The following is a 20,865-nucleotide window of genomic DNA, read 5'->3' as shown; positions in this document are numbered from 1 at the left end:
GCATGTGCCCCGCAGCAGCGGGGATGATCCTTCGCCCTGGCTTGCAACGAGTTCGGCATCATGGTGTGCCCCGCGACAGCGGGGATGCGGACGCCCGTTGCCGCAGGCTGCGGCTACAGAGTGATACCCTTACGTGCTGCGGCAAGCAGTGTTTCTGTCACGGAGTTGGCGCTTTTGCGGACTTGCTCCGCAAGTTGTTGCGCCTTCCGTGCGGCATCGACGACTTCCGATAGTTCCCGCTGCGCTTCCACCGAAAGCATCGGCACTTCAAGGTCGCGCACAGAAGCACCAGCAACAGTGCCTCCTCCGAAACGTTGATTCCAGTTGCCTGTCAGAGAGTCTGCCAAGAACCGGGGATCCAATCGTGCACTATCGGTAATGCGCAACCAGTGAACGCCTAAACCGGGAACATGGCCGCCAAGCTCATCAACAACAGCGCTGATGCCATTTGCAGTCGCAACCAACAGGTCCCCCGGCAAGGTGAAGGACTGGTCACCGTCGTCTAACGACGGGTCCGCCACTTGAGGGAGCACCCCTGCGCGGATATCACGCCCACTCACCGAATACTGCGTATTGGACTTCGACGACAGCGTTGACCTCATCAGTTCCACGATGTCTGCTTCGATGAGTTGCCTGACTGTCAGTACTTTAGGCTCTTCAGCCATGGCAGGGGCGATCAGCCGGTGCGCCACGGATTGCAAATCTACTGCTAGATCAGCTATCTGTGTCGAAGAACACTTAAATACCTCACGCAGTTGTTCAGTGTCCGCTACTTCAAGTGGAACCCACTTCAGAGGATTCAGATCGGCGCCCTCCGTAACGAGGTCCGCAACCTGTACATACGCGTGGGGGACGGCAGCCAGGTTGCCATCATCAGACAGCCAGCTATCGACCAGAGTTTCTGGGGCTTCGACATCTTCCGCGTTGATGAAGAGCACGTCCCCACGTTGTTCACCAGCGCCGTCGCCCAGCACCCACAGCGCAACAGGAATCGATGTGTACGGGAGCATCTTGCCAGGCAGCGCAACGATTGTCTTGACGTGTCCGCCCTGAAGCAGATTTCGCCGTATCTCAGATTCTGCCCCACCATGGATTAGCAAACCACGTGTCGTCACGACGTACCCAGTACCACCAGGTGCAAGATGAGCAACTACGTGCTGCAACCAAAGAGAATCTGCCCGGGACTTCGGAGGAACACCAAATCTCCAACGCGCATCAGTGGAGCTCACTTTTTCGCCGGTTTTCAGGCCGAACGGTGGTTCTGCGATGATCAGATCCGCGCGCAGATCTGGATCAGGATCCACCCTAAGCACATCCCCTTCATACACATTAAGGTCGATACCTTTGAGTTTTGCTCGTCCTCGAGCAATCGCCGCCGGCTCCTGATGGATCTCATCACCAACGAGACGCTCCGGACGCGCTCCCATTTGAACCGCTTGCAGTAGCGCTACTCCTATGCCACAGGCGGGATCATATAACGTCCCGTCTTGCAGATGCGATCCCAACGTTGCCAGCATGGTGCTGATACGGGACCCGACAAACCCTTCATTCCCACCAGACCTACCTTCAGAGCGAACCAGCCGCTCAAGAGTCCGATCGACAACAGCCACGAGTTCTCCGCGGGGAATGGATTCGATCACCTGCCGGAGTTCGTCATCCACGTCAGCAGAGCCCTTGCCCTTCGCCTGAACTTTTTCATCTGAGAAAGCACCGACGGCCAGTTGAACAATCACACGGCTCAGCGCAGAAGTGCCGACTCGACCACGAAGCCTATTCAAGACTCCCCACAGGTCACCTTCCCACGTGGCGATGCCCTCACCGCTGCGTGGTTTGCTCTTCGTCTTGCCAGGATGCGCTACAAGCCAGGCTTCAACATCTGACTTCAAGAACAGCGGCTTACTCGCAGTTCCCGAAGCCGGCTCAGGGAAGTCTGAAAGGCGTTTGCGCCAGTTACTCACTGCCGCGCGAGAAACACCAGCCATGTCTGCGATGTCCTTCGGTGCCAAAAGGCCCCCGACTGTAGGGATGTTCATGCTGCCTCCGTAAGTCCGCTCAGGTCGAAGTGGATATCTACCATACGGGCTGCTGCCAGCTTGAGCCGCTTAGAGCAAGAGTCCGGCAGACTTGCCACTGTTACATCGACGCCGAACTGGCCAAGTCGGGCTACGATTTCAGCGAAAATCCCATCGCCCGACACCAGAACCACTTCTGAGTAACGCTCTTCAACATGCTCGTTCCCCAGAACTTCAAGGAGTTCCAGATCGGCCCCATCAGGGCCCTCGCGGAAGAGTAGGCGACGGGCGCCTTCCCATTCGAACCCAACAACGTCGGCTCCAAAGCGGCCGCAAGCCAGGATGACTTGATCCCCAGGGCGAAGACCTACCGCCGTTACAACAGCAGTTTGAGCACGTTGGACCTCATGTGGCATACACACGCCGCCCCCAACAACGTTCTCAATATCGACGAGCACAAGACGACGGCTGGGCAGGTCCGCTGCATGCAGGCCTCCGCGGTGGATAGAATCTGTGAATCGAGTTTTCATGCTTTAAGACTAGAGCACGGAAACGATGAGAGTCAAGTGAATCTAGTTCACACAATTTTCTCTGCGGCTGACACACTCAGCCAGGACAACCACTCAGCTAGCCTCGCAGACGGATCTCCCACGCAATGGTGACCGACACCTGTCCAGCCCCGCCGTAATCAGCAGTAGGTTCTAGTGCCTTCACCTTGCACAGCACATGCCCTTGCTCGTTGCGCACAACACCAATCTCCCCAACCCCGATCCTCGGCGAATGATCCTCAAAGTCAAGGGCATCCGGATCGTCGATCTCCTCAAACTTTTCGGCGTACCGGGCATGTGCAACAACCCCGGGACGCCCTCCGTTCAAGTAGATTGCATCTGCTCCGCAGTTCGTCCACCGTGTCTCCCATTCCGGCGTCCCCTTGGCTTCACCTACTCTGATTGAGAAGCACCCGCCATTTTGCGTGAAGTCGAACTTCGCGCCACCACTAAGACCAACCCCTCTGATGAACACCTTGGTGAAGTCTTCTGATGCTTCTCTCGCCCGTTCTCTAAGGTCAGCCGGAAAGTCGCGCAGCACTATTCCGCTGTCGCGAAGGTGCTTCCAACCGAGCCTGTACACTTGGGGATTCCGGTCATACTCGCCGATATGAACCTCCGCGATACCCGCTTGTGCGACCAACTCCGCGCAGGGGATCCGCGACGTACGTGAGTTCGCACATGGCTCTAAAGTCGTGTAGAGCGTCGCCCCTTTAACGTCAACACCTTGGGTTTCAGCCTTACGCAGCGCAACTTGCTCAGCATGCAAGGCGTCTACTTCACCTCTGTACCCCGTTGCAAGAACTGCTCCCCCTCGCACAATGACTGCTCCCACACGTACATTACCGACGCTCTTCAACGCTTCTTCGATCGCCCTGGCTGCATAAGCACGCTCAACTTCACCGATAGTAGTAACCGACACAGATACCGCTCCTCACTGCTCCACACTACGCAACAGCTAGAGCCGAGACTATCCCACCATTTAAGCTCCACCCTTGCGACCGGTTGCTGAGGCGTAAAGACCGGAGTAGCGGCGCCCGTGGGGATATTCCAGCCCATTGGAACATGCCGTGGGCAAAGAAGGCCTCGGTATCGTAGGAGGCGCAGAGACCACGATCCGCATTAAGACCAAGAGGCAGGTGAAGCAAATTGGCTCGGTATCCCCAGCAGGAACTGAACCGCAGACGGGAAGAGATCCTGCCCCACCTTCTCTCCCTAGCGTCTCGAGTTGTCAACGCGGCCGAGATCGAACCGTTGGAGGAGGTAGCGGCATGTGACAGTTCTGCAGCTGCCATCTCCGGGGCAATCGACATCATCCTTGAGCACAACCTGCAGATTCCGCAGGCTCTCATCGACCAGTTGCGGGAGATCGCTGACCTCGCTTACTTCGACGATGAAGCCATTGCGGACCTAAACGACCTTGAGGCAGCGCAGAGGAAGCTGGTGACGCCGCAGTCGGAGTGACGCAGAAAAGCCCCAGTGAGGTAGGGCAACACGGTATTCCATCCCAAGGTCGACAACGATATCGTGGAGCAATGAACACGACGGAGGAAGAGACAGCAGCCCTCCTGCTTGCCAACCTCGTGCGCCCACACCTCGACGATAACGACGCGGACTTCCTCGACCAGGTCCTCAACGACCACGAGTGGGATCTGGCGGCCGCGATGGCGCGAAATGCAGCGGTTTCCTTTGGACTTAACTGCGGTCAAACCCTCGTAGCCACCGGAGCTTCTCAACCAGAAGACCTAACCGGTGCAACGACCCACAGTCAGACTGCCCTCCCGTCAGATGTCCTCCTAGACAGGCTCCGCCACCGACACAACAGCGGGGAAGGCTGCACGCCATGACCGACATATGGGCCTCAGAGTTAGGCGACGGATGTCCTGCCTGCAATGCGAACGATGGACACGAATACGCCACCCTCGAAGATGCCGAAGCCGACTACCCGGACGGCTACCGTCACTGCACCGACCCAAACGGATGTCGCGGAGCGATCGTCATCGACTGGAGCGCGTAACTGCACTGTCACCCCACAACCAACCCCATCACCCCAGCGACTCCAGCTCCTGGACGATGGCCTTATCGAAGACCTCCAGATCATCCGGACTACGGGAGGTGATCAGGTTGCCGTCGCGCACCAGTTCCTGGTCCACCCAGTTCGCCCCGGCGTTGAGCAGGTCCTGCTTGATCGAGTGGTAGCTGGTCAGCGTCCGGCCCTGCGCCAGCTTAGCCTCGGCCAGCATCCACGGCGCATGGCAGATCGCGGCCACCGGCTTTCCGGCCTCGAAGAACGCCTTGACGAACTCCACCGCCGGTGCCGAGGTCCGCAAATTGTCCACATTGAGCGTGCCGCCCGGCATGACCAGCATGTCGTAGTCCTCCGCGTTCGCGGCGATCACGGGCACGTCGACCTCGAAGTCCTCACCCTTGTGCCAATCACTGTTCAGCGCAGTCAGCGGCCCGTCGTCCCAGGGCGACACGATAACCGCCTGGGCTCCGGCCCCGCGCACGGCACTGAGCGGCCCGGTCAGTTCGACCTCTTCGACCCCGCGGGTCAGCAGGAAGGCCACCTTCTTATCGGCGATTGCCATGACGAGCTCCTTTCACGCGGTTTCGTATGTCCCACCATGGAACACCCATCGCACCACAGACGCAAGGTCCCCGAATTCTCTATTCCCCACCCACATCGTGACACCGGACACACCCGTGTCACACCCTCCCTATAGGCTCTGACCATGAGTTTCTTCCACGCACTGGCCTCGCCCGCCAACGCCCAGTTCACGCCAGCCGCCACCCACACCACACGCCCCAGCCTGCAGGGCTCCTTCGGTATGGCTGCCTCCACCCACTGGCTGGCCACCGCCACCGCCCAGTCCGTGCTGGAACGCGGGGGCAACGCCTTCGACGCCGCTGCCGCAGGCGCCTTCGTCCTGCACGTGGTCGAACCGCACCTCAACGGCCCGGCAGGGGACATGACCGGTGTCCTCACCACCGCACCCACCGCCGCGGAACCGCACCCTGCACCCCAGATCATGATGGGCCAGGGCGATGCCCCGGCCGGCGCCTCGGTCGAGGCGTACAAGGCACTCGGCCTGGACTTCGTGCCCGGCGCGGGCGCACTGGCCGCGGCCATCCCCACCTCGGTCGACATGTGGCTGAACCTGCTGATCACCCACGGCAGCTGGGAGCTGCCCGATGTCCTGGCCTACGCGATCCACTACGCCGAACACGGACATGCGATCCTCGCCTCGGCCACCGCCACCATCGCCCGGGTCAAGGACCTGTTCACCGAACACTGGCCGTCCTCGGCGGACCTGTGGCTGACTTCCGACGGCCAGGTCCCCGCGCCCGGCACCACCGTGCGCAATCCCGAATACGCCCAGGTGCTGCGCGAACTGGCCGCGGCCTCGGCGCCCGATTCCGCCGGGGCCGAGGCCACCTCCCGTGCCGCTCGCATCCAGGCCGCCCGCGACCTGTGGCACACCGGCCGGGTCGCCCAGACGATCGCCGAGTTCGTCAAGACCCCACACCGCCACGCCGACGGCGGCGACTACGCCGGCGTCATCACCGCCGCTGACCTGGCACGCGAATGCTCCAGATTCGAGGCTCCGGCCAGCGTCGAGTTCCGCGGCTACACGGTCTCCAAGATCGGCGCCTGGGGCCAGGGCCCCATCCTGTTGCAGGCCCTGAAGATCCTCGACGGATTCTCCGACGACCGCCTCGACCCGTCCAGCGAACTGGGCGCGCACACGATCCTGGAGACCCTCAAACTGGTCCTGGCCGACCGCGACGTCTACTACGGCGATGCGGACACGGATGCCACCGGCCGGGTGCTGGAGTACCTGCTCTCCGACGAGTACGCGGCCGAACGCCGCACGCTCATCACCGATACCGCCAGTGCCGAGTTCCGCCCCGGCACCCTGCCTGCGGAGCTCCTGTCCCTGCTGCCCGGCGGCAGTGCCTTCGCACCGCCCCTGATCGCCGAGGACGAGTGGGCACAGTACGCCGCCGCACATGCTCCGGGTGCAGGCCAGGGTTCGGGCGAACCGACCATGCAGACGAACGACTCCGCAGTGCAGACCGCCGCCGACGGCACGCACCGCGGCGACACCTGTCATATCGATGTGGTGGACCGTTGGGGCAATGCGATTTCGGCGACGCCATCGGGCGGCTGGCTGCAGTCCTCCCCCACGGTGCCGGGTCTGGGCTTCTGTCTGGGCACCCGCCTGCAGATGACCTGGTTGGACGAATCATCGCCCTCAGCTCTGACGCCGGGCAAACGGCCGCGCACCACGCTGAGCCCCACGCTGATCCAGAAGGACGGGCAGACCGTCGCGGTGTTGGGCACTCCGGGCGGGGACCAGCAGGATCAGTGGCAGCTGCTCCTGGTGCTGCGGCTGCTGGTGGGCGAGTACGAACCACAGCAGGCGATCGACGCGCCGGCGTTCCACACGAACGCGATGCCGGCCTCGTTCTATCCGCGGACCTGGGACCCGGCCTCGGCCGTGGTCGAGGACCGGCTGGGCGAAGCGGTCATCGACGGCCTGCGCGCCCGGGGCCACCGGGTCACGTGCGCCGGAGACTGGGCGCTGGGCAGGCTGTCCGCCATCACCCGCGATCCCGCCACCGGTGACCTGCAGGCCGCGGCCAATCCACGTGGTGCTCAGGGCTACGCCGCGGGCCGCTGAGCTGTAAGACGCCTAAACACGCCTTTGGCACGGAAACACGTCTGTATAGTGACGTGTTTCCGTGCCAAAGGCGTGTTTGCGAATGCCAACCGGGCAGCCCTACAGCACCTTGGAGAGGAACTCCTGGGTGCGGGGGTTCTGCGGATTTCCGATCACATCGGCGGGCTTGCCCTGCTCCTGGATCACACCGCCGTCCATGAACAACACCTTGTCCGAAATGCTGCGGGCGAAGCCGATCTCGTGCGTGACGATGAGCATCGTCATGCCGTCGGCCGCCAGTTCCCGGATGACCTCCAGGACATCGCCCACCAATTCCGGGTCCAGCGCGCTGGTCGGCTCGTCGAACAGCATAAGGTCCGGATTCAGCGCCAGTGCCCTGGCGATCGCCACGCGTTGCTGCTGCCCGCCGGACAGCTGTTCGGGATAGGCCTCGGCCTTGTCGGCCAGACCCACCCGCTCCAACAGGGCCAGCGCCTGCTCGCGGAGTTCACGCGGTTTGCGCTTCTGCGTCAGCCGCGGGGAGAGCTCCACGTTCTTCAACACCGTCAGGTGCGGGAACAGGTTGAAGCGCTGGAACACCATGCCGATCGGCCGCCGTTGCTGGGCGATCTCCGAATCGGTCAGCTCCGCCAGGGTCCCATCGGCCAACGTCTTGTAGCCCATCCGCTGGCCGTCGACGTAGATCTCGCCGGCCTCCACGTGCTCCAACAGGTTGATCGAGCGCAGCACCGTCGACTTGCCGGAGCCCGAAGGCCCGATCAGGGTGACGACCTCGCCGGGTGCCACCGCAAGGTCGATGCCCTGCAGCACATGGTGCTCGCCGAAGAACTTGTGCACGCCCTTGAGCTCGACCATCTTCTCAGCCCCGCTCATACGGACACGCCCTTTCCGAACTTCTTCTCCAGGAAGTGCTGACCGACCATCAGCACGGAGGTGATGATGATGTACCAGATCGCCGCGACCATCAACATGGGCACGGGCAGGTACAGGCGGTTGGCCACGGAGTTCGTCACGTACGTCAGTTCGAACGTGAACGGCACGGCCAACACCAGCGAGGTGGACTTGAGCATGCCGATGAGCTCATTGCCCGTCGGCGGGATGATCACGCGCATGGCCTGCGGCAGGATCACATTCCACATGGTGCGGCGCCGCGGCAGGCCCAGCGCGGCCGCGGCCTCGAACTGCCCCTTGGGCAGGGACTGGAAGCCCGCGCGGAAGATCTCCGCCAGGTACGCCGATTCGTTCAGGCCCAGGCCCAGGATCGCGGCCACGGCGGCCGAGTAGAACTTCTGCGTCTCGAAGGACACGAAGGTGGGTCCGCCGAACGGCAGGCCGATCGTGAACGTGGGGTACAGGGTCGCGACCAGGCCCCAGAACAGCAGCTGCGTGTACACGGGTGTGCCGCGGAAGAACCAGATCCACAGGTTCGCCACCCATTTGGCCAACGGGTTCGCCGACTGCCGCATCAGCGCCAGCGCCACCGCCAGGACGATGCCCAGGGCCATCGCGACGACGGTCAGCAGCAGGGTCCAGCCCAGCGCCTTGATGACCATCCGGTCGAACAGGTACTCCCCGACGACGTCCCAGTGGAAGTTCTCATTGGTGCGGAAGCCGTCGACCACGCACACCGCGATGTAGAGGATGACGATCGCGATCACGTACCGCCACGGGTGGCGGACGGGACGCGCATTGATCAGATCCACCCCGTCCTTCTGCCGGGGTGTGCGCCATGAGGCGGGAAATGCCATCGTGTCCCTCCTCAGACGGTCGCTGCGCGGTATCCCGCGAAGCTCAGAGCGGTCAACAGGATGCCCTGCGGCCCCAGATGACTGTCGGTCGGGTCGAAGTACTCATTCGTCGAATGGTTGTTCCCGGCCGCGCCGCCGCCGCCCACGCACAGGGCGGGGATGCCCCGGCTCAGCGGCACGTTCGCATCCGTGGTCGCAGCGGCCCCCAGGTAGGGCTCCAGGCCCACCGCGCCGTAGCCGGCCAGGGCCGCCCGGCCCAGTTCCGCGTCCTCGGGCAGGGTACCGCCGGGGATGTCGCAGGTCGTGGCGATCTCATAGGTGATCTCCCCGGCCGAGGTGTCCGCCCGGTCGTTCTCCACGGCCACTGCCGCTTCGATCGCCTGGCGCACCCGGGCGACGAGGTCGTCGAGCACGGGCTGTTCATCGCTGCGCATGTCGATCTCCACCGTGCACTGGTAGGCGATCGAGGTCTCCGTGACCCCGCCGCGGATCGCACCCACGTTGACAATGGTCTTCGGAACGGCTGCGACCTCGAGGTCGGCAACGGCCACGGTGGCCCTGCCGGCCGCGTGCACGGCGGAGACCCGGCCGGCATCCCCGTAGGCGTGTCCGCCGGGGCCGGTGAAGGTCACGAGGAAGCTGTGGCAGGCCGGCCCGATCGTCACAATGCGTTCGGGATTCGCGCCGTCGACGGTGATGAAGGCCTCGAAGCGCCCGGCCAGGGTGTCGAGCAGGCCGGTAATCCCGCCCAGGTTGCCCTTGCCCTCCTCCAGCACGTTCGCGCCGATCAGGATGCCCGTCTCCAGGCCGTCCTCCAGGGCGGCCAGGGATTTGGCGGCGCTGAGCACCGCGGCCAGGCCGCGGGCATCATCGCAGATGCCCGCCCCGTGCAGCACGCCGGCCTCATCGGTCGTCACGTGCACATCCGTGTCCTGGTCGAACACGGTGTCCAGGTGGCCGGTCAGCAGCAGCTTGGTATCCGCCGGACCCAGCCGGCCGATCACATTGTGGGATGCGTCGATTTCGATGTCGTGCACCCCGGCCGCGGCCAACAGGCGGGCGAACTCCTGGGCGCGGGGGCCCTCGGCGAAGGAGGGCGCTGGGATCTCGCTCAACGCGATCTGTTGGGCCAGGGTCTGCGGTTCGCGCTGCGCGATCGCGGTCAGCTCAGTGGCGACCTCGGGCAGTGCTGCCGGATTCGTTTCGGTCATCGGCTCCCCCATCACAGGTCCGTCGCCGGGTTGACTTCGGACTTCTTGATCATGGAGGCCTCCTGGCCCCAGGCCTTCATGACGTCACCGTAGGTGCCGTCCTTGATCAGCGCGTTCATCGTGTCGGCCAACAGCTTGGACCATTCCTTGTCCTTCTTATCCACCGCGATGCCGGTCTGCGCGGTGGCGTAGACATCGTCGATGGTCTCCAGCGCGCCATGCGACTGCGTCGCGGCATAGCCCAGGGTCGAGGTCCCCGACAGCACGCCGTCGACGGTGCCGCCCGACAGGCGGGTCACGGCATCCGTGGTGATCTTGAGCGGGGTGACGTTGAGCGCCTTCTCACCGGCGTCCGTGCACTTCTTGCTCATCTTCTCGGTGTCGTCCTGCTGCGTGGTCCCGATCTGCACGGCTATGTTGTGCCCGCACAGATTGTCGAACTTCAGCCCGTCGGGATTGCCCTTCTTGACCAGCAGGGTCGTGCCGCCCTGGGAAGCGGACACGAAGTCCACGGCCTGCAGGCGCTTCTTGGTGATGTTGAACGACGAGTAGCCCAGGTCGTACTTGCTGCCGATGCCCGGCAGGATCGCGTCGAAGCTCGAGGACTGGAAGTCAAGCTTCAGACCCAGCTTGGCCGCGATCGCCTTGGACATGTCGACCTCGTTGCCCACTGCGGTCTGGCCGTCCTTGCCCGCCAGGAACTCCGCCGGCGGGAAGGTCGTGTCGGAACCGACGACCAGCGTGCCGCGGTCGGCGATCTTCTTGGGCAGGCGCTTGGCCAGCGCATCGTCCTTGGCGACCTTGTCCAGGGACTCGACCTTCGGAATGTCGGAGTCGCCGGCGCCGGTGTCACCGCTGTCGCCCTCGGAACCACCGCAGGCGGTCAGCAGCAGAGAGCCGGCTGCCACGACGGCTGCCAGGCTCATCGCGTGTCGGCGGTTCGACCGATGATGACGACCGGCGACGCGGTCGGACGGACGGCTGAAACGCTGCGTTGTGAACATGGCACCCCTGAAGAGTTGAATATATGGAGAGGGACACGGGAAATGTTACTCGGACAATGTTTCGGCCCGCGCACTTGTCCACTCCCGCGCCCGCCCAGCGGTCCATTCGGCGCTCACCAGTCCACCCGGCATTCACCCGTGGGCAATCCACCGGTGGCCCACGTCCACTAGGCTGGAGGCCATGGGGACTATGGGGATTGAGAACATCGAATGCTGGCTGACCGATATGGACGGGGTCCTGGTCAGCGAACAACAGGCACTGCCGGGTGCGGCCGAACTGCTGGCGCAGTGGCGGGTCAACGACACGCCCTTCCTGGTGCTGACGAACAACTCGATCTACACCGCGCGTGATCTGGCGGCCCGCCTGCACGGCATGGGCCTGGACGTTCCGGAGGAACGGATCTGGACCTCGGCTCTGGCCACCGCGGATTTCCTGGCCAATCAGGCCCCCGGCGGCTCCGCCTTCGTCGTCGGCGAGGTCGGACTGACCACCGCCCTGCACGACGCCGGCTTCATCATGACCGAAGCGGATCCCGACTTCGTAGTCGTCGGGGAGACGCACACCTATTCCTTCGAGGCGATCACCAAGGCGATCCGTCTGATCTCCCGCGGCGCCCGGTTCATCGCCACGAACCCGGATGCCACAGGCCCCTCCCCCGAGGGCATCCTGCCGGCCACCGGCGCGATCACCAGTCTCATCACGAAGGCCACGGGCGCCGAACCCTATGTGGTGGGCAAGCCCAATCCCATGATGTTCCGCTCGGCCCTGAACAAGATCGGGGCCCATTCGAAGTCCACCGCGATGATCGGCGACCGGATGGACACGGACATCATGGCCGGCATGGAGGCCGGACTGCACACCTTCCTGGTCCTTTCGGGCATCAGCTCCCGCCGCGACGTCGACACTTTCCCCTTCCGTCCCGATCATGTGGTCGGCGGGGTGGACGAACTGGCCCAGGCCCTGGCGGCCGCACCACCGGCTGCGCAGTAAGTCCCTATTCGAGGTAGTCCCTACTGCAGGGCCGAGGTGAGCCGGAAGACCGATTCCAGGTAGCGCCGCCAGTAGGGCCGGTGGTGCCATTCTGGCCGCATCAGGCGCCGTGACTTCGCCTGGTAGCCGTCGATGATCTCCACGGTCTGCGCGACCAGATCGCCGGCGAAGGCCAGCAGGCTGATCTCGTAGTTCAACCCGAACGAGCGCATGTCCATATTCGACGATCCGACAACCGCGATCCGGTCGTCGATCGTGAAGGCCTTGGTGTGCAGCACCGCGGGCTTGGGGAACAGATAGATGTGCACGCCCGCGTCCAACAGCGCCTGATAGTACGAGGACTGGGCGTAATCGACCATGAACTGATCGGCCTTTTCGCTGACGTAGAGTTCCACCCGCACACCGCGGTAGCAGGCGGTGACGATCGCGGCCAGGATCGATTCATCCGGGACGAAGTAGGGGCTGACGATCCTGACATTGTCCAGCGCATTGTTGATCAGCGCGGTGAACGCCCGCAGATTGGGCTCCGTCCGGTAGCCCGGTCCCGAGGGGATCAGCTGCAGTGCGTTGTCCTGCCCGCCCATGGCGGCCTCGGCGCCCTGGGTCGGACGGTACTCGCGGATCCCGATCTCCTCGCCCGATTCGGAGAACCAGTCGGTGGCGAACACGGCTTCGAGTTCCGCGACGATCTCCCCCGACAGCTCGACCAGCACGTCGTTCCAATGCCTGCCGACCCGCACGTTCTTCTGCAGCAGATAACTCGAATCGATCATATTGAGCGAGCCCATGAAGCCCCGCTGCCCGTCGACCACCAGCAGCTTGCGGTGATTGCGCAGGTCGATCCGCCGCAGATGCCCGCGCCACGGGATGAACGGCAGGGTCAGATGCCATTCGATGCCGGCGGCCGACAGCGAACGGCCCAACTGCTTGAAACCGGGGTACTTGCGCGAACCGATGTGGTCGAACAGCACCTTGACCTCGACCCCGCGGGCCGCCGCCCGCTCCAGCGCTGCGAAGAAGACTTCGGTCGTGGCATCGCGGGCCATGATGTAGATACCGCAGAAGACGTAGTCGTCTGCCGCGTCAACGGCCGCCGCCATCCGGCGGATATTGCCCTCGTAGTCCCCGGACAGTCCGTGGTTGACTCCCGCGACCATCGGCAGGCTGGTCAACCTGCGCGACATCCCCACGATCGAGGCCAGGGCCGGGTCCGCGCGCATCGCGGCTTCCAGCTGGACCGGATAGTCGGGGACGTCCTCCGTGCCCAGCTTCATGATCGCGTTCGACCGTGCCTGGATCCGCTGTCGGCGCCGGTTGATGTACGGATTGCCGATGAGCAGGAACAGCGGGATTCCCACCACGGGCAGGAACAGGATGACCAGCAGCCAGGCGGTCCCCGAACCCGGTTTGCGGTCTTCGGGAACGACGCCGATCGCCACGATCTTGACCACGTATTCCGCTATCAGGGTCGTGATGGTGAAGATCGAGGCGGATTCGAGGCCGGACGGCAGCAGAGCGAAGAGATCCACCCTGCTATCTTCGCATCCGCAGCGGCCATGAATGCGCCCGGCCGCAGGTTCGCATTCCAAGGGGGCGGAAGCGTGCACCCGTGGCAGTCCCGATGCATGGTGATTCCACCACACACAGTATTCCCACGTTATAGTTCACCCGCGGTTCACCTTGTGCTCCCCGTGCGCTTAACCCGCCGGTCGTAGCGTGTCCACGCAGCCGCCGTGCACCGGCCGGCGGGCTGGCCCACTCCCACAGAAGAGGATGCTCATATGCTCACCCCGCACTCGGCCAAACGCATCGCGGCCATCGGAACCACCGTCGGAATCATGTTCGCAGGAACGGCCGTCCCCGCCACTGCCGCCGGACTGGGAACCGCCGCGCCCGGCGACACGCCCTCGCACACGAGCACGGCGACGGACACCGCCACCGCTCCGACGGCCGACGCCACCACTTCGACGAAGGCGCCCACCGCGCCCCCGTCCACAGCCGGGGCCCCGGCCGAGCCCACGGCGAAGGCGGCCAAGGTCGACGAGAACGTCGAACTCATGCGGGAATTCGACGACTACTGGACACCGCTGGTCTACGACGACAGCACCGCCGACACCAAGCGGGAAACCGGCTTCCGTGGCAGCGTAACCGCACACGGTGCCCCGATCCTGGGCGCCAATGACGACCTGTACAAGAAGATCAACACCCGGGCGGCCAAGGACACGGAACAGGCGCACCGCGCGCTGGTCGATGCCGACTACGACTGGAAAGAGACCCTGCCGGACTCGCTCGGACCCGTGCTCGCCGAATACTTCAGCGAGGGCGTCGAAGGCGGCGAACTGGACCGGGCCGCGAAGGCGTTCGACGGAGTTCTGGCCGAGTCGTCGACCGGCGCGGCGAAGCCGTACTTCAACTATCCGCGCCCATTCTTAAGCGACCGTGGCTTCGCGGGGCAGAAGAACGAGAACGACCTGCGTGGGTTGGCCCCCGACCTCGAAACCGCGCGGATCCCCGACTGGACCGACGCCCACGGCAGGAAGCACACCGCCGACTACAACGGCATGGCCGAGGGCATCTCACAGGCGTTCCCATCCGGGCACACCACATTCGCCTATGAGGAGACACTGCTGCTGGCAGTCCTGTTGCCGGAGCTGGGACCCGAGATCGCCACGCGCGGATCGGAAGCCGGCAACAACCGCATCGCGCTCGGCGTGCACTACCCACTCGATGTGATCGGCGGCCGGATCCTGGGCCATGCCCACACCGCGGCGACCCTGGATGCGAAGTACATCGAGAACACGCTGCAGCCGGCCCGCAAACAGCTGGTCGACTACCTGACCGACAGGTGCGAGGCCGACGGCTACGGGGACACTCTGGCCGCGTGCATCACCGCAACCAAGGCCAATGGCACCGGCGGATACGCCAATGCCTTCACCGACGCCGTCGCCACCGTCCCGGTGACCGACCGCAGCAGCGCTCTGCAGGTGTACAGGGAGCGCATGACCTACGGATTCGACCGGGCGACGAGCTATACGGGTGGAACCCGGACCGCGGACGAGGCACCCAGGGTGCCGGCGGGTGCTGCGAACCTCCTGGTCACGACCTTCCCCGAGCTCAACGAGGAACAGCGCACCGCGGTGCTGGCCGCGACCGAGGCCCCGGCCGGCTACCCGCTCGATTCCAGTTCCAGGGGATGGGCCCGGATCGACCTGCCCGCAGCGCAGAGCGCGAAGGTCACGCTCGACGAGGCCGGCACCGTCACGAAGGTCGAGCCCGGCCAGCCGGCGGCCTCGGTGGTGACCGCCGGCCGGCCGAGTGCCTCGACCGAGCCCAGCGATTCGCCCAGTGCGCCCAGTGCGACGACCGCGGCGCCCGCTCCCGGCGGGGACGCAAGCGGGGACGGCGGCTCCGAGGGTGACAACGCCGGCGGTGGCGAGGACACCGGCGCACTGCCCACGACCGGCACCGAACTCGGACTACCGGTGGGCATCGGAGCGGTGCTGGTGATCGGCGGGGCCACGGTACTGCTGACGGTCCGCAGGCGCCGGAACCGGGCCGCCGCGCACCGGTGATACCGGGCAACGCTCATCCAGCGCACCGGTAATACGGGGCGCGGGTAATAGCGTGCGGCGGCCAGGCCCTGCGGCGGGCTACAGGCCCAGCTCCCGGCCGATCAACATCAGCTGCACCTCCGTCGTGCCCTCGCCGATCTCCAGGACCTTCGAGTCCCGGTAGTGGCGGGCGACCGGGGACTCGTTCATGAAGCCGTACCCGCCGTGGACCTGCGTGGCATCGCGCGCATTGTCCATGGCGGCCTCGCCCGCCACCAGCTTCGCAATGGCCGCCTCCGTTTTGAACGGTAGGCCGGCCAGCATCCGCGAGGCCGCCGCATAATAGGCGGCCCGGGCAGTCTGCGTCCGGGCCGCCATCCGCGCGATCTTGAACGACATGCCCTGGTAGTCCCCAATCGGCCGGCCGAAGGCGGTGCGTTCGCGCGCATAGCGCACCGATTCGTCGAGGCAGCCCTGCGCGGCGCCCACTGCGAGCGCGGCCACGGCGATCCTGCCCTCGTCGAGGATCCGCAGGAAGTTCGCGTACCCGCGCCCGCGCTGTCCCAGCAGGTTCCCCTCTGGCACGTTGACCCCTGCGAAGGTCAGTGGGTGGGTGTCCGAGGAGTTCCAGCCGACCTTGTCGTAGGCCGGCTCCACGGTGAAGCCGGGGGTGCCGGAGGGCACGATGAGGGTGGAGATCTCCGGGCGCGGGGAGCCGTCGGCTGCGGTGCGGGTGCCGGTGACCGCCGTGACGGTGACGAACTTCGTGATCGAGGTGCCCGAGTTCGTGATGAAGCACTTCGCCCCGTCGATCGTCCACGTGCCGCCGCCGGTGGGTGAACCGGGCGTGCCGTCCTGCCCGCCCGAGCCGGGGGTCAGGACCGCCCGGGTGCGGGTGCCGCCGGCGTCCGATCCGGCCTCGGGCTCGGTCAGTCCGAAGGCCGCCAGGCCGCGCCCGTCGATCACCTGTGGCAGCAGTTCGGCGCGCTGTGCGTCCGTGCCGAAGCGGTGGATCGGCATCGCCCCCAATGAGACGCCCGCCTCCAGGGTGATGGCCAGGGACTGGTTGACCCGCGCTAATTCCTCGATCGCCAGGCACAGGGCGAAGTAGTCCCCGCCCATGCCCCTGTACTCCTCCGGGAACGGCAGTCCGAACAGGCCCATATCGCCCATTTTGGCGACCAGTTCGTAGGGGAAGGCGTGTGCCCGGTCCAGTTCGGCGCTGACCGGCGCGACCTCGGCGTCCGCGAAATCGGCGACGGACCTGCGCAGGGACTCGTACTCCTCCGGCAGCATTCCCGGGGTGAAGCTGATGGCCATGACTACTCCTCGCTCTGTGTTTCCGGCACGACCCGTGCCAGTACCTCGTCCAGGGCCACCTGGGCCCCTGGCACCGTCTCGAGTGCCAGCACCCCGTCCACGGGGGCGGTGAGCACGTGTTCCATCTTCATCGCCTCGACCACCAGCAGGGCCTGCCCCGCCGTGACCTGTGCGCCGTCGGCGGCGTGGACGGCGATCACCGAACCCGGCATCGGCGCGGTGAGTTCGGCCCCGACGGTACCCGGATCAAGATTCGCGTCCGCGGTGGGCCGGACGAAGGAATAGACGCCGCGCTCACTCGCCACCCAGATCTGGCGATCGGCGGACCTGGCCCAGATCCGCGCGGTGTGGCGCACCCCGTCGACCGTCATCGACCAGCCGGGGGTGGCCGTCGCAGCGCCGAGGTCCGGGTACGGATAGTCGACCGCCACCGGTTCCCCGGATTCCAGGAGCGGCACCGTGGTGTGCGGCGGGCGGCCCAACCGCCAGCCGGTGGGCCGGTCCCATGCGCCGGCCTTCACCGGAGCGGGCGGGGCGAGTTCCCCGTCCCAGGCGGGATCGGCCCCGGCCCCACCGCCCGTGGACACCACCGCGGCGGCCGCGAACAGGCGGTCGATCGGCCCGGGCGCGTGTTCGAGTTCCGTAGCGGAAAGACCGTCGATGATTTCCGTCGTCAGGTCTCCGGCGCGGACATCGTCCCTGGTCAACAGCTTGCGCAGGAAGTCGATATTGGTCGTGATGCCGGGTATCGCACAGCCGGCGAGCGCGTAGTCCAGCCGAGCCAGGGCGGTGGCGCGGTCGGGGCCGTGGGCGATGACCTTGGCGATCATCGGGTCGTAGGCGGAGACGATCGGCTGGCCCGCACTCAGTCCCGCGTCGACGCGGATGCCGTTGCCCTGGGACTGGGCCGAGGCCCGGGTGAAGGCGGTGGCCGCGGGCAGGCAGACGTCGAGGGCGCGGCCGCCGGTGGGCAGGAAGCCGCGGGCGGGGTCCTCGGCGTAGATGCGCGCCTCGATCGCGTGGCCGTGCAGGTCCACCTGGTCCTGGGTGATGTGCAGGGGTTCGCCTGCGCCGATGAGCAGCATCTGTTCGACCAGGTCCAGGCCGGTGACCTCTTCGGTGACGGGGTGTTCGACCTGGAGGCGGGTGTTCATCTCCATGAAGAAGAACTCTTCGGGCCGATCGGCGCTGAGGATGAATTCGACGGTGCCCGCGCCGCGGTAGCCCACGGCCAGGGCGGTCTGGCGGGCGGCCTCGCCGATTCTGGCGCGGGTGCCGGGGTCGAGCAGGGCCGAGGGTGCTTCTTCGATCACCTTCTGGTGGCGGCGCTGCAGGGAGCATTCGCGTTCGCCCAGGTGGATGACGGTGCCGTGGGAGTCTGCCAGGATCTGCACTTCGATGTGGCGGGGGTGGGCGATGAGGCGTTCAAGGAACAGGGTGTCGTCGCCGAAGCCGGCTGCGGCCTCGCGACGGGCGGCGGCCAGGGCGGGCAGCAGTTCGGCTTCGTGGTGGACGGCGTGCATGCCCTTGCCGCCTCCGCCGGCGGAGGGTTTGATGAGCACGGGCAGGCCGATGTCCATGGCTGCGGCGGCCAGTTGGGCATCGCTCAGCCCGGCCCGGGCCACACCGGGGACCAGGGGGACGCCTCGGGCGGCGACGGCCTGTTTGGCCGCGATCTTGTCCCCCATGGTTTCGATCGCGGTGGAGTCGGGTCCCAGGAACACGATTCCGGCGTCTTCGCAGGCGCGGGCGAAGTCGGCGTTCTCGGACAGGAAGCCGTAGCCGGGGTGGATCGCCTGGGCGCCGGTGGCCCGGGCCGCGGCGATGACCTTGGCGATGTCGAGGTAGGAGTCCTTGGCCGGGGCCGGGCCGAGGCGCACGGCGAGGTCCGCGGCCCGGGTGTGGGCGGCCTCGGCGTCGGCGTCGGAGTAGACGGCGACGGTGCGCACGCCCAGGCGGCGGCAGGTGGTGATGACGCGCAGGGCGATTTCCCCGCGGTTGGCGATGAGCACTGTGTGGAACATGGCGGTCACATCCTGAAGATGCCGTAGCCGGGGGCGTTGCCCGGTCTGGTCAGTGGGGTGTGGCGGCAGGCTTCGAGCGCCAGGGCCAGGACCTGGCGGGTCTGGGCGGGTTCGATGATGCCGTCGTCCCAGAGTCGGGCGGTCGAGTAGTAGGGGTCGCCCTGGTGTTCGTACTGGTCGAGGGTGGGTTGGCGCAGGGCGGCCTCGGCGGCGGGGTCGAGGGTTTCGCCGCGGGCTTCCAGTTGGGCGCGTTTGACGGTGGTGAGCACTCCGGCGGCCTGTTCCCCGCCCATCACGGAGATCCGGGCGTGGGGCCAGATCCACAGGAAGCGGGGGTCGTAGGCGCGCCCGCACATGGCGTAGTTGCCCGCGCCGAAGGATCCGCCGATGATGACGGTGAGTTTGGGGACGCGTGCGCAGGCCACGGCGTTGACCATTTTGGCGCCGTGTTTGGCGATACCGCCGGCTTCGTAGTCGCGGCCGACCATGAAGCCGGTGATGTTCTGCAGGAAGATCAGCGGGGTGTCGCGCTGATCGCACAGTTGGATGAAGTGGGCGCCCTTGAGTGCGGATTCGCCGAACAGCACGCCGTTGTTGGCCACGATTCCCACGGGGTGGCCGTCCAGGTGGGCGAAGCCGGTGACCAGGGTGGTGCCGTATTCGGCTTTGAATTCGTGGAAGCTACTGCCGTCGACCAGGCGGGCGATGACCTCGCGCACGTCGTAGGGGGTTTTCAGGTCGGCGGGGACGACGGCGGTGAGTTCCTCCGGATCGGCCGCCGGGGGCTGCGGGGTGGTGCGCTGCCAGGCGGGGGCGTCCTGGGGCGCCAGGGTGGAGACGATGTCGCGCATGATCTCCAGTGCGTGTCCGTCGTTCGCCGCCAGGTGGTCGGTGACGCCGGAGACGCGCGAGTGCAGGGCGCCGCCGCCCAGGTCCTCGGCAGTGACGTCCTCGCCGGTGGCGGCCTTGACCAGGGGCGGGCCGCCGAGGAAGATCGTGCCCTGGTCGCCCACGATGATGGTCTCGTCGCTCATCGCGGGGACGTAGGCGCCGCCGGCGGTGCACGAGCCCAGGACCGCGGCCAGCTGGGGGACGCCGGCGGCCGACAGGGTGGCTTGGTTGTAGAAGATCCGGCCGAAGTGGTCCCGGTCGGGGAACACTTCGTCCTGGTTGGGCAGGTTCGCTCCGCCTGAGTCGACCAGGTAGATGCACGGCAGCCGGTTGGCCAGGGCCACTTCCTGGGCGCGCAGGTGCTTCTTGACGGTCATCGGGTAGTAGGTCCCGCCCTTGACGGTAGCGTCATTGGCCACGATCACGCAGATCCGCCCGGCGACCCGGCCCAGCCCGGTGATGATGCCGGCGCCCGGTGAGGCGTCTGCGTACATTCCGTTGGCGGCCAGGGGGCTCAGTTCAAGGAAGGGCGCGCCGGGATCCAATAGCCGTTCCACGCGCTCGCGCGGGAGGAGTTTGCCGCGGTCCAGATGGCGCTGCCGCGACCGTTCGCTCCCGCCGCGGGCTGTGGTCTCCAGGCGTGTGCGCAGTGCTTCGATGAGTGTGGTGTGGGCGGCCCGCCTGGCCTTGACGGCCGGATCGTGGGTGTCCACCGATGTCCCCAGGGTCTTCATTGACTCTCCTGTACGAGGGTGTGTCCAGGTATGTGCAGGGGCCCGTGCCTGTCGTGCGGTGGGCTCCTGGTCCCGAGTCTAGGCCAGTTCGTCGGGAGACGACCGATACCGCTGCCAACAGCACACAGGAGACGAGCACATAG

17 protein-coding genes are annotated in these 20,865 nt (G+C 65.8%); 5 read left to right on the top strand and 12 right to left on the bottom strand.

What is annotated here, in order from left to right:
- Positions 1-113: 113 nt before the first annotated feature.
- From NQ036_RS10400 to NQ036_RS10390, 3 genes are all read right to left on the bottom strand, one after another.
- A complete protein-coding gene (locus tag NQ036_RS10400) occupies positions 114-2,033 on the bottom strand; it encodes an N-6 DNA methylase (protein ID WP_257058741.1) in 1,920 nt (639 codons plus the stop codon).
- Positions 2,030-2,542 carry an NYN domain-containing protein gene (locus NQ036_RS10395; protein WP_257058740.1) on the bottom strand — a complete coding sequence of 171 codons (513 nt, stop codon included), beginning with the start codon at positions 2,540-2,542 and terminating at the stop codon, positions 2,030-2,032. Before NQ036_RS10395 ends, NQ036_RS10400 begins: the two co-directional genes overlap by 4 nt.
- A gap of 97 nt (positions 2,543-2,639) precedes the next feature.
- Positions 2,640-3,482 (bottom strand): deaminase, encoded by an 843-nt coding sequence (locus NQ036_RS10390; protein WP_257058739.1) that lies wholly within the window; start codon positions 3,480-3,482, stop codon positions 2,640-2,642.
- Between the two features lie 227 nt (positions 3,483-3,709).
- Here NQ036_RS10390 and NQ036_RS10385 point away from each other — a divergent pair, with 227 nt between their 5' ends.
- Complete coding sequence (locus NQ036_RS10385; protein WP_257058737.1) at positions 3,710-4,024, top strand: hypothetical protein; 315 nt, start codon at positions 3,710-3,712, stop codon at positions 4,022-4,024.
- Positions 4,025-4,095: 71 nt separating this feature from the next.
- A complete protein-coding gene (locus tag NQ036_RS10380; protein ID WP_257058736.1) occupies positions 4,096-4,407 on the top strand; it encodes a hypothetical protein in 312 nt (103 codons plus the stop codon).
- A 198-nt stretch (positions 4,408-4,605) separates the two neighbouring features.
- Here NQ036_RS10380 and NQ036_RS10375 read toward each other — a convergent pair whose 3' ends face one another.
- On the bottom strand, positions 4,606-5,151 hold the full coding sequence (locus NQ036_RS10375; RefSeq protein WP_257058734.1) for a type 1 glutamine amidotransferase domain-containing protein: 546 nt from the start codon (positions 5,149-5,151) through the stop codon (positions 4,606-4,608).
- Positions 5,152-5,295: 144 nt separating this feature from the next.
- Here NQ036_RS10375 and NQ036_RS10370 point away from each other — a divergent pair, with 144 nt between their 5' ends.
- Positions 5,296-7,248, top strand: a complete 1,953-nt coding sequence (locus NQ036_RS10370) for a gamma-glutamyltransferase family protein (RefSeq protein WP_373566590.1) — start codon at positions 5,296-5,298, stop codon at positions 7,246-7,248.
- 99 nt (positions 7,249-7,347) lie between these two features.
- On the opposite strand, the gene NQ036_RS10365 is transcribed toward NQ036_RS10370, so the two are convergent.
- The 4 genes from NQ036_RS10365 to NQ036_RS10350 are packed head-to-tail and all read right to left on the bottom strand — an operon-like array spanning position 7,348 to position 11,211.
- Entirely contained in the window at positions 7,348-8,121 is a 774-nt protein-coding gene (locus NQ036_RS10365) for an amino acid ABC transporter ATP-binding protein (RefSeq protein WP_306427584.1), read from the bottom strand.
- A complete protein-coding gene (locus NQ036_RS10360) occupies positions 8,118-8,996 on the bottom strand; it encodes an amino acid ABC transporter permease (RefSeq protein WP_257058732.1) in 879 nt (292 codons plus the stop codon). Before NQ036_RS10360 ends, NQ036_RS10365 begins: the two co-directional genes overlap by 4 nt.
- Before the next feature lie 11 nt (positions 8,997-9,007).
- Entirely contained in the window at positions 9,008-10,207 is a 1,200-nt protein-coding gene (locus NQ036_RS10355) for a M20/M25/M40 family metallo-hydrolase (RefSeq protein ID WP_257058729.1), read from the bottom strand.
- A gap of 11 nt (positions 10,208-10,218) precedes the next feature.
- On the bottom strand, positions 10,219-11,211 hold the full coding sequence (locus NQ036_RS10350; protein ID WP_257058727.1) for an ABC transporter substrate-binding protein: 993 nt from the start codon (positions 11,209-11,211) through the stop codon (positions 10,219-10,221).
- A 190-nt stretch (positions 11,212-11,401) separates the two neighbouring features.
- Between NQ036_RS10350 and NQ036_RS10345 the strand changes: the two genes are divergently transcribed.
- Complete coding sequence (locus NQ036_RS10345; protein WP_257048028.1) at positions 11,402-12,202, top strand: HAD-IIA family hydrolase; 801 nt, start codon at positions 11,402-11,404, stop codon at positions 12,200-12,202.
- A gap of 20 nt (positions 12,203-12,222) precedes the next feature.
- On the opposite strand, the gene cls is transcribed toward NQ036_RS10345, so the two are convergent.
- Positions 12,223-13,731 (bottom strand): cardiolipin synthase, encoded by a 1,509-nt coding sequence (gene cls, locus NQ036_RS10340; RefSeq protein ID WP_257047987.1) that lies wholly within the window; start codon positions 13,729-13,731, stop codon positions 12,223-12,225.
- A gap of 252 nt (positions 13,732-13,983) precedes the next feature.
- Here cls and NQ036_RS10335 point away from each other — a divergent pair, with 252 nt between their 5' ends.
- Positions 13,984-15,774 carry a phosphatase PAP2 family protein gene (locus NQ036_RS10335; RefSeq protein ID WP_257058725.1) on the top strand — a complete coding sequence of 597 codons (1,791 nt, stop codon included), beginning with the start codon at positions 13,984-13,986 and terminating at the stop codon, positions 15,772-15,774.
- Positions 15,775-15,852: 78 nt separating this feature from the next.
- Here the strand turns inward: NQ036_RS10335 and NQ036_RS10330 are convergent, their stop codons facing one another.
- The 3 genes from NQ036_RS10330 to NQ036_RS10320 are packed head-to-tail and all read right to left on the bottom strand — an operon-like array spanning position 15,853 to position 20,722.
- On the bottom strand, positions 15,853-17,073 hold the full coding sequence (locus NQ036_RS10330; RefSeq protein WP_257058723.1) for an acyl-CoA dehydrogenase family protein: 1,221 nt from the start codon (positions 17,071-17,073) through the stop codon (positions 15,853-15,855).
- Positions 17,074-17,075: 2 nt separating this feature from the next.
- The gene (locus NQ036_RS10325; protein WP_257047982.1) at positions 17,076-19,097 is read right to left on the bottom strand and encodes a biotin carboxylase N-terminal domain-containing protein; all 2,022 of its coding nucleotides are present in this window, start codon (positions 19,095-19,097) and stop codon (positions 17,076-17,078) included.
- Positions 19,098-19,102: 5 nt separating this feature from the next.
- Positions 19,103-20,722: a carboxyl transferase domain-containing protein gene (locus NQ036_RS10320; RefSeq protein ID WP_257058722.1), complete on the bottom strand. Its 1,620-nt coding sequence runs from the start codon at positions 20,720-20,722 to the stop codon at positions 19,103-19,105.
- Positions 20,723-20,865: the final 143 nt, after the last annotated feature.

The organism is Brevibacterium sp. 91QC2O2 (genome assembly GCF_024580695.1).
Taxonomy (GTDB): Bacteria; Actinomycetota; Actinomycetes; order Actinomycetales; family Brevibacteriaceae; genus Brevibacterium; species Brevibacterium moorei.
This window is presented reverse-complemented; position numbering and strand designations above follow the sequence as displayed.